This is a genomic window from Azospirillum endophyticum, from assembly GCF_016595245.1.
Taxonomy (GTDB): Bacteria; Pseudomonadota; Alphaproteobacteria; order Azospirillales; family Azospirillaceae; genus Azospirillum; species Azospirillum endophyticum.
This window is the reverse complement of record NZ_JAENHM010000082.1, coordinates 1-1,946: the sequence shown is the minus strand read 5'-3', so window position 1 is coordinate 1,946 and position 1,946 is coordinate 1. Positions and strand designations below refer to the sequence as shown.

Genomic DNA, 1,946 nt, shown 5'->3' with positions numbered 1-1,946 from the left:
TCTGCATCCAGGCCAGCCGGTTCAGCAGGGCGCCATGGCTGTTGCCCGCCCCCTTGGGCGTCCCGGTCGAGCCGGAGGTATAGATCAGGTAGGCAAGGTTATCGGGCCGCAGACCGGATACGGGTGGGCTGTCCGGCAGGCCGCCGGCGTCCTCGGCGTCGAGCAGCAGTAGGCGGACGGCCTCGGGCAGCGCGTCGCCGCTCAGCCGGTCGGCGAGGTGGCTCTGGGTCAGCAGCAGGGCGATGCCGCCGTCCGTGGCCATGGCCTTGAGCCGGGCCGGCGGCAGGTCCGGATCGAGCGGCAGATAGGCGCCACCGGCCTTCATCACCGCCAGCAGGCCGACGACCAGCTCCAGCGAGCGTTCGGCGGCGACGCCGACCGTCACCTCCGGCCCGACGCCGAGCCCCTGCAGCCGGTGGGCCAGACGGTTCGCCTGCGCCTCCAGCTCGGCATAGCTCAGCGTCCGCCCGCCGAAGCTCAAAGCAGGTCGCGCGCCATGCAGAGCAGCCTGCTCCGCGATCACGTCAGGAACCAGCGGGCCGGCAGTCAGGCTGTCGTCACGGGATGCGTTCCAGCCGGCGAAGCTCCGCCATCCCTCCTCGTCGAGCAAACCGATCCCGCCCAACCGACGCCCCGCATCCTCGGTCAGGGCCAGCAGAAGCCCACGGATCTGGGCGGCAAGGCGACGAACCTCGTCGTCCCCGATCCGGTCGCGCCAATGGCTGAAGGTGAGCGTCAGCCGCTCTCCCGCTCCCATCAGCAGGGTCAACGGGACGCTGGTGAGTTCATGGTTCCGTGGAACGCCGAACCGCAGGCCGCCGGTGTCTCCACGGCCGAGCGCATCGGACAGCGGATAATTCTCGAACACCAGCAGGCTGTCGAACAGCATCTCGCCGCCATGGCCGGACCAGCGCTGGATGTCGGACAGCGGCGTGTATTCGTGCTCCCGCATTTCAAGGTTGCGGGCCTGGAGACCAGTCAGCCACTCCGCAACCGTCAGGGCCGGGTGCGGCGTGCCGACCAGCGGCAGCGTGTTGATGAACAAGCCGATCTGCCGCTCGATGCCCGGCAGTTCGGCCGGACGGCCGGAGACCGTGACGCCTGCCGTCACCGTGCCCTGCCCGGTCCGGCGGTGCAGAAGCAGCAGCCAGGCGGCCTGGACCAGCGTGTTGAGCGTGACCTGAGCCTGACGGGCGAAGCGGGTCAACCGTGTGGTTTCCCGTTCGTCGAAGACCAGTTCGAGAGCCCCATGCCCTTCGGCAGCATCCGGTTGCCCGCCGGCCGCAGCAATTCTCGTCGGCTGCTCGATTTCGGCGGTGCGGGCACGCCAGAAGGCCTCCGACACTTCCCGGTCGCGCCCCTGCAGCCACGCCACATGGTCGCGGAAGCGACCGCCGTCCGCCGCCGGGCTGTGGCCGGCATAGCGTTGCAGCACCTCGCCCAGAAGCTGCGAGCTGCTCCAGCCGTCCAGCAGGATGTGGTGGCTGGTCAGGATCACATGATGGCGGTCCTGACCCGTGCGCACCAGCGCCAGACGCAGCAGCGGCGGCGACGCGAGGTCGAAGCCGGCCTGCCGCTCCTCGACCGCGAGGGCCTCCAGGCGGGCANACAGGAAGCCGGCGCGCAGGCTGTCATGCTCATCGACCGCCCCCTGCCACGCCGCGTGGAAGCGGGCCACGTCCAGACCCTCCACATCCACCCGCATCTGGTTGATGTAGGCGTCGCCTCCCGGCTCGTAGAGCGCATGGAACAGCATGCCCTGCTGCATCGGCGTCAGCGGATAGAGGTCCTCCAGCTCCCGCGCCGGCAGGGCCAGGGCATCGAGCTGCGCCTGGGTCAGGCCGGCCAGCGGCACGTCCGACGGCGTCAGCCCGCCAGCCGATGCCTCGCAATGCGCCACCAGCGCCCGCAGCTCCTCCGCATAGGCCGCGGCCAGCCCCTCCACC

The 1,946-nt window shown here is 70.3% G+C and carries 1 protein-coding gene; it reads right to left on the bottom strand.

Going from position 1 to position 1,946, the window contains the following annotated elements; all coding sequences use genetic code 11:
* Positions 1 to 1,756: condensation domain-containing protein (locus tag JHL17_RS32700; protein WP_425599667.1), on the bottom strand; the 1,756-nt coding region annotated here is incomplete at its 3' end.
* Positions 1,757 to 1,946: the final 190 nt, after the last annotated feature.